This is a genomic window from Succinimonas amylolytica DSM 2873, from assembly GCF_000378405.1.
In the GTDB taxonomy this organism is placed as follows: Bacteria; Pseudomonadota; Gammaproteobacteria; order Enterobacterales; family Succinivibrionaceae; genus Succinimonas; species Succinimonas amylolytica.
On record NZ_KB899641.1, the window covers coordinates 1 to 7,345 of the forward strand.

The following is a 7,345-nucleotide window of genomic DNA, read 5'->3' on the forward strand; positions in this document are numbered from 1 at the left end:
TGATTGGCCCTGAGGATCTTTTTTTCTTTGGTTCGGAGTAACTGGCTTGTATAGTTAATAAAGGAAGAAATACAGAATTCCTTAAGATTTACAACCCTTTCGTCTGTTTCCAGGCTAGCCTGAGAGGCTCCAGGAAGAAAATCCTTTGCTCTGATGATTCTCAGCAGCGCAATAATTTCGATAACGAATGACGGATACCGTTCAAACGGCACTAGGGTATCCGGGAATACAACGTGGGTAACGTTGTTGCCGGTATATTCTTCATAAATTCCAGTTTCTTCGTATCTGGATTTGGTCTTTGCCTCGTCTCTCTTTATGCGGCATACGCAATTGCTATTGGTACACTGGCACCTCGGTAAAAAGAATAGATCCAGCCTGTCATCTTCAGGAGAAACAATGATTTTATAAGCGTAACCGTAATGAGTGCACGGAGCCCCGCAGTATGGGCATTTGAGAGACACAGAATTCTTTAATCTGTAGCGATAAACTGTACCCAGAAGGTTATTTCTCTTCAGGAATGCTATTAACTTTCCAACAGCACTAATGGAATTTATTACACAATTTGCTTCCACCAGGAACCGTTTATTTGATAGAATGATCATGCTTATATGCAGGAGAACCATTCGTTTGTCGCTAAACATTGGGAGTGGTTCTCTTAAGTCCTTATTTCATTTCTTTTACTTCATTGTTCTTCTGTGTTGCCACCATCGTCTAACACTCTGTGTTCCCCTGACAAAAATTCGGCTACCACAACTTTACATCTTCCAGACCTTAAAACACAATATTACACCATTGCTGTAAAGTATGTTACAGAAGCTGAGACAAAGCCAGTGAGCAATATTGTATCTCCGAAGTTCAGATATTGGGACAAACCGATTGAGCAAAAGAGGGACATATTATCTGGTCATCGACACAGTGATGCGCTCAATCAGACGTCTGACCAGTGCCTCATCGTACTCGACAATCTGAGTTTCCTGCTCATCCAGAAAGGCTTTAAGGTCTGAAATCTTCTGTCGGACTCCATCCTTTTGGCATCGTCGAGTGTGCATCAGATCTGACTAAGCCTTACACCATGAAGCCGAAGGTGTATTCCGCATTGAGTTATGAGGTTAAATCTGACGAAATGTTGCTTACCGTTCACTGCTGGTTTGCTCGAAAATCCTGTCCTGGAAATTGGCTATTCGGGAAGTTGGGCGATTTGGCTCAGGAAGTAAATAGCCGACTCGGGGAATGATGAAAAAGCCGACAATACTACTAGGAGCGTCGGCTTGATATCAATGTACTAGCTTAAAAATTCTCTAAAGTCCCGAAGATTTATATGCCTCAACTTGAGCAATTATCTTAGGATCAAGTTCTGGAATATACTCATCGTTAATTAACCGATCAGCATAGGAATATCCAGCCTTTGGTAAGAGATCTATTGCAAGGCTGTCAAGTATTCCGAGCTCGTCATACTTCTCAGTGTCAAAATCAATCCTATAGTAAAAATAACCTAAGAATTTATATGGTTCAATGACAGGATGATCCTGACCTCCATAACTCCAGAACAAATTTGCAAAATTGATTGCGGATTCGGGGGTTTTACATTCAGTAAAAAGATAGTTTATCCAACTTTCAAATGTTTTTTCCCATCCAAATTCAGATATTTGCTGTTTTACTTTTTCCCTAGTTTCCTTACGTTGCTCCTTGGAACTAAAACCATAAGTACGATTGAACAGCAAATGTGTCTGCTCATCAATTTTGTTACTGCTCATTTTTTCTCCACTTAGAATCTTCATCAAACAATTCCTTGTTAGTGTTGTGCAGACGACTTGGTGAATAAAAAAAGAGCCAGTAGTGATAAAACTGGCTCTCGAAAAAATTGTCAATCTTGACCAAGTAATTCAGTGTAATCATCCATGATGACTTCCGAGAATGGTATCCCCTCAATTACCCGACTCTCAAGTAAATCATGCATATCAGCGTATTTTCCTATCAATTCGTACTTACGTCTATGCTCAGATGATATTTCATCATCTCTCAATACTTTTTTGTAAAGACCAAAAAGAACGTCTCTTCCATCTGGTAAGACCTTTATTTCATCCTTGTACATTGACCAGGTATGTAACCTATATTCTGTTCCGTGATACGAAAAATCGAGCCCGTACCAATGCCCTTCTGATGGGGCCCATTCTCCAACATATTGAGATGTAAACTCATCGAGCGATTTGTATTCATTTATTCTCATTTTAGGTTAAACTCCTTCTTTATCTTATTCGCTAGTTTTATTTCTTCTGCTGTAGGCGGTACTCCTGGATCATTTTTATTATGACTCAAGTGTACATGTCTATGGGGTTGTACTCCATCATGATCATGACTAAAATCTATACTAACAGCTTGTTGATGCTTTTCATCATAGTAAGCGAGATGTTTTAACACTCCATTTTTAACAACGGCATATACACGTCCTGCTGTATGAGAAAATTCCGGAGCCTTTACGCTGTTAGAATCCTGGTAAACAACGATAACGTTAGGATTGGTGGAAAGCACACCTATTTTATGATAATGCTGACCTCCTTCGACAAAATCAAAACTTTCTAAATCTACAAAAGCACCTCTTGAACCCATTTTTACTCTCCCTCCATGATTGTAAATACTTTCTCATTAAACAAAGAAAGCTGCTCATACTTTCTATTAAAACCATCAATATACCTAAAGTTAATAAAAGTACCAAACATTCCTTCTATCATGTCCCCATAAACAATAACCAATGATGGATTAATTCTTACCATCATTTGTTTAAACCCCATAAGAAATCCTTCAATATTTGAATGACAACCTAAAGTGGAAATTGCAACTACGGAACCGCACTCGATTCCTTCAAAGCACAGATCATATGTGTCTGGTAAAGCCCAAACGACAGTTGGTATAACTTTACATCCGTAATTTTGCCATGTTCGACCCAGCCATCTTGACATATAAATGTTATGCCTTATATCATTGATGTTCATGGATGGATAAACACTAAAATCAGGTGAACATACTGCTGCAAATGATTGCCAAAGACATACTTTTCCCAACGGATCATTCCACAATCTCATTAGTTCCTTATCATAGTTAAACATCAGCAATAAAGAATTGGTATTGTTTGCATTAACTGATGCATTTTTTAAGTTAGTTACTTTTATGCTGTTCCAATCAATATCTGCGATATCTGTCTTTCGGATAACAGGTCTCTGGTACGCATCATGTTCACAACCGCCTACGATTGGTCTGATGATTTTGAACTTTTCATATTCGGTCAAGCCTTTATTCATGTGCGCTCCTCCTTTTTATGAAATCATAAACAAAAGTGCCGTTCGGAGATGCAATGCTTGAAAAATAGACGTAGAGAATCTACAGTGACAAACATCACAATAAAACAAATTGACTTTAGAGTGATGTGTGCTAACATGAACTTGTCTACGGTTTGTGTCAGCACTCATTGCTCTCCAAACTAAATCTGAATGTGCGACAGGTGACATCAGTCGCTTGTTGTGCATTCATCCCATGTCACGGGTTCTTATGTCCTGTACTACATAGTTTTATCTCCGTGTTATTCCTTGTTTATTTTTCAAGCCACCTATACATAGGAATTTTAGAGCTGAATTCTGACCAGTCCAAAACCTCATCTTTTTGTAGCCTGCCTAAGACAATATAAGGCTGTACATGAACTTTTTTAGCAAAGTCCACAATATCATTCCAGCCTATCTGATTTTTCAAACTAAGAAATTCCTTGTAACTTTCTAAAGGAATAAGAAAATCTCTAGCATAACGATCTGCTCTAATTTCTATCTCGTTGTCTATTGAATCAAAATCAACAAATTTAACCTTATAATCTCCGTTGATTATATGAGCTATTTCATGAAATAACGTAAACCAAAATATGTCAGCTCTTTGTCTTCTTAAAGTAAGACAAAGAATTATCTTTTCCTCTGCCACTTGTTTAATAAAACCTTGAACGGGAGCTCCTCTAAAGTGCTTTACTATTTTGAAGGCAATACCACATGTAGCCAATAATTCTTGTAATGCAGTGCACCCATCTTCAAGTGATGGATTAAACATCAATTCTTTTATTTCATTCAGTTTATTTTTCAATAAATCCAAGTTCAGACAAGAACTTACCTCTAAATTTTCTGTTTCCTTTTCACAAAGTCTTTGCCAAGCGAATAGAACGTACGGATCAATTTTCCCATTGGATGACAGTTGAGCTCTGTATGCTGCGTCATAGGTAACCTTGGGAATAAGAGCTAGATCGCTAATGTTTAACAATTGTCTAAGTTGGATAACTTTACTTGTTGGCGAGCAGTCATTGTGTACATATTGTTTAGTTATAAAGTGTTTGAGTATATCACCAAGATTTTTCAACACACCTAGTTCATCGTTACTGATATTGCTCTCTTCCTGTTTATCCAGTTCGTAAATGTCATATTCGTTTTGAATATTTTGCCAGAACAGTGCATCATACCCCTCAAATACATATCCTAATTTTTTAGCGAACGATGCAGTTATGCTTCTATCCCCGTTAAGCAAAGTACAGATATGTTTTTCAGTGGAGCTGGTTCTAGCGGCCAGATCTCTTCTGGACATTCCAGTTTGATCTAACAGTTCCTGTATTTTATCTCCAGGACGCTCGACTTTTTTCTTTTCCATAAATTACCACCGATAACAATTTCTCATTCAAGAGTAACACACTTTAGATGCAAACACAAGTTTTATTACCATAATGGTAATTTTGTAACAATATTTTCTTGACGAGTTTTAAGTTTTATAGATATTACCGCTGATTATTCAGCTTTTTAAGTGTTTTTTCTTTTGCATACATCCCGCTCTCCTGTTCACCAAACAGCCAATCAGCCTTATTGCCAAAAATAAATCCGCTCAAATCAGCCTCTGATGTCCAGTACATTGTAGGAGATAACGATTTATGAATTCACAAAACACCAACTTTTCTCCTACTACAACTGATGAAATGCTGAACGATATCCGGTACTCGAAGGAACAACAACTGAATAAACTCATGCTCGTACGGTGACTTATATCCCCAGCCGAGTTTCAAGCTTTAACAGACATCAACCGAGAGACCTTAAGCCCATTATTCAAGGAAATACTTCCAAATACCGGTTGCTATAAACAGCCTTCAGAGTGATTTATATGACAGGAAGGACGATATATGAAAACAGTCCGTAAAAAGAAACTTGTATGGATTGCTGACGGGATAAGGCTTTGAGTTATGAGGTTAAATCTGACGAAATACTGCTTACAGTTCATCGCTGGTTTGCTCTAAAGTCCCGTCCCGGAAATTGGCTATTCGGGAAGTTGAGCGATTTGGCGCAAACTGTGAATAGCCTACTTGGGGAATAAGGAACCTATTTATTTGAAAAAAGGCCGGCAAATAAAAGAACTGTGCCGACATTCATGGATAGATAATTTAGTGATTAAAATCACGTAACCTACGTTAAGATAATTTCACTTCTTGTTAATTCTCCTCTCATGTTAGGTTCTTCTGCAATTCTTTCGTAAAAATCATTGGGACTTGTAATAATATTTATTAGATTATGGCCTCTGTTAATAATTATTTCTTCAGAAATAATCCAACTATCCTTTTCAAAACATATTTCCTCACCATTGGTCAAAGTAAAAATTATAGCCCTAGTAAGATCTATGTCGTACTCAAGAAGTGATTTCATGTAAATTTTTTTATTTTCATTTACTATACGAATATTTGCAATTTCCTTATTAATTAAATTATCACGCATTTCAACTTCTCTAAGACCCGATACTATGTTAGCATCAGTGGTTTCATTTAAGTTAAAAATAGCTATATCCTCTGTTGTTCCAAAATAATCATGAGGCTGTAATGTATTCTCAAGTGAAAACACCTTATTATCAATATATAAACCAACAATCTGATATACGGAATTTGTAAACACAAAGTCATTGCACTTGTATTTTTTGAATGACAAACCTACAGTATCCCTAAAAATTGAAGGATTAATTAGATGATTGAATTTCTTCACTTAGAATATCCCCACTGCAGTTCAGCACACTCAACCTCAGAAAAAATGCCTGTTTTTCATACTGTAAATATGTTTCAGCAAACTCATTTTTCAAAGAAATACATCCTAAAATTCATTGTGTAAATTTTATCCACTCCCGCTGAAACCGCATGAATACTGGGTTTCTTTAGGCTTTATCACGTGACAGCAGTACAACCGTCTCAACGTGCAAGGAGGAAATCGATTCTATATCAAATATTTATTTTTTTGCACATAAAAAAGTGTACACAAACATCTCAACTATGCGTTAATTATAGTGTCATAGTGAACATATCTGCTGTTTTAACATCCATCAGATATTGCAGATTCAGTTTTGGCACATGCGTGTGCCAAATTACCCCATCAACGTAAACTGCTACCAAAAAGCTCAATTCGGAACGCACTGCGTTCCAAGTTGGAAAAACGGCATAAAACTTACGCATATTTCTCAGTCTCAGAAACAGCTACGACTATTTCAGTCGGAAATAACATGTATTTTTTCCGGTACCCTCGCGCTTTAATTCACCCGATGCAACCATATTTCTAAGAGCACTTTCAACTGAGCTTATACTTAATGAAGGACATTGTTCTCTGATATCCTGTTTTGTAAATCGGCCAATTTTATTCTGAGTTGCCATTCTTACCTTTTCTATGGCTGAATGTTTTGTTTCAACAATGGCAAATCTGTCAGCAAAATCTCTATAAGCTGAGAGAATAGTACCAAGAAGGTATTTCACAAACGGAATAGGATCGTCTTGTCCTTCATGCCAGCCATCCTGCGATGCAGCAAGCGCATCATAATAGAGATCCTTATTCTTGGCTATTTTGGCCTCTAATGAAATATACTTGCCAACGTAAAATCCGCTCCTGTAAAGAAGAAGCGTTGTCAGAAGTCTGCTCATTCTGCCATTACCGTCATTAAAAGGATGTATGCACAGGAAGTCATGAATAAAAATCGGTATAGCAATTAACGGCTCCAGTTCCATATTTCCGATGACGCGATTATACTCTTCGCAGATACGATCCAGAGCCTCCGGTGTTTCATAAGGAGCAAGAGGTGTAAATAGTGTTTCTGTATGTCCGTCAGGATATGTTGCACTAATATAATTCTGTACCGTTTTTGTTCTTCCTGCTATAGGGTTGTTCATATGGCTGTACAGGATTTTGTGCAGTTGCAAAATGTAATTTCTGGTAATGGGGATTGCATCAAAGCTTTCATGGATAATTCCCAAAACATCTCTGTATCCGGCTATTTCCTGTTCATCACGATTTTTAGGAGTAGTTTTTTC

9 protein-coding genes are annotated in these 7,345 nt (G+C 37.3%); all 9 read right to left on the minus strand.

Annotated elements, in window-relative coordinates; genetic code table 11:
* On the minus strand, window positions 1-641 hold a 641-nt coding region (locus tag F557_RS20580), incomplete at its 3' end, for a hypothetical protein (RefSeq protein WP_157617941.1).
* 255 nt (window positions 642-896) lie between these two features.
* Window positions 897-1,049 (minus strand): hypothetical protein, encoded by a 153-nt coding sequence (locus tag F557_RS22460; RefSeq protein ID WP_157617942.1) that lies wholly within the window; start codon window positions 1,047-1,049, stop codon window positions 897-899.
* 249 nt (window positions 1,050-1,298) lie between these two features.
* Window positions 1,299-1,778, minus strand: coding sequence for a hypothetical protein (locus F557_RS0116565; protein WP_019003324.1), 480 nt, complete (start codon window positions 1,776-1,778; stop codon window positions 1,299-1,301).
* A gap of 86 nt (window positions 1,779-1,864) precedes the next feature.
* The gene (locus tag F557_RS0116570) at window positions 1,865-2,227 is read right to left on the minus strand and encodes a hypothetical protein (protein WP_019003325.1); all 363 of its coding nucleotides are present in this window, start codon (window positions 2,225-2,227) and stop codon (window positions 1,865-1,867) included.
* On the minus strand, window positions 2,224-2,607 hold the full coding sequence (locus F557_RS0116575) for a hypothetical protein (protein ID WP_019003326.1): 384 nt from the start codon (window positions 2,605-2,607) through the stop codon (window positions 2,224-2,226). Before F557_RS0116575 ends, F557_RS0116570 begins: the two co-directional genes overlap by 4 nt.
* Before the next feature lie 2 nt (window positions 2,608-2,609).
* A complete protein-coding gene (locus F557_RS0116580) occupies window positions 2,610-3,296 on the minus strand; it encodes a DUF4417 domain-containing protein (protein ID WP_019003327.1) in 687 nt (228 codons plus the stop codon).
* Window positions 3,297-3,585: 289 nt separating this feature from the next.
* Complete coding sequence (locus tag F557_RS0116585; RefSeq protein ID WP_019003328.1) at window positions 3,586-4,671, minus strand: ImmA/IrrE family metallo-endopeptidase; 1,086 nt, start codon at window positions 4,669-4,671, stop codon at window positions 3,586-3,588.
* 800 nt (window positions 4,672-5,471) lie between these two features.
* Entirely contained in the window at window positions 5,472-6,038 is a 567-nt protein-coding gene (locus F557_RS0116595; protein WP_019003330.1) for a hypothetical protein, read from the minus strand.
* A 488-nt stretch (window positions 6,039-6,526) separates the two neighbouring features.
* A partial coding sequence (locus tag F557_RS0116600) for a Fic family protein (protein ID WP_019003331.1) occupies window positions 6,527-7,345 on the minus strand: 819 nt, incomplete at its 5' end.

Bases quoted from the DNA above. Each gene is read 5' to 3' on its own strand.
- F557_RS22460 (WP_157617942.1), bottom strand. From the start codon at position 1,049: ATGCACACTCGACGATGCCAAAAGGATGGAGTCCGACAGAAGATTTCA.
- F557_RS0116565 (WP_019003324.1), bottom strand. From the start codon at position 1,778: ATGAAGATTCTAAGTGGAGAAAAAATGAGCAGTAACAAAATTGATGAG.
- F557_RS0116580 (WP_019003327.1), bottom strand. From the start codon at position 3,296: ATGAATAAAGGCTTGACCGAATATGAAAAGTTCAAAATCATCAGACCA.
- F557_RS0116570 (WP_019003325.1), bottom strand. From the start codon at position 2,227: ATGAGAATAAATGAATACAAATCGCTCGATGAGTTTACATCTCAATAT.
- F557_RS0116575 (WP_019003326.1), bottom strand. From the start codon at position 2,607: ATGGGTTCAAGAGGTGCTTTTGTAGATTTAGAAAGTTTTGATTTTGTC.
- F557_RS0116585 (WP_019003328.1), bottom strand. From the start codon at position 4,671: ATGGAAAAGAAAAAAGTCGAGCGTCCTGGAGATAAAATACAGGAACTG.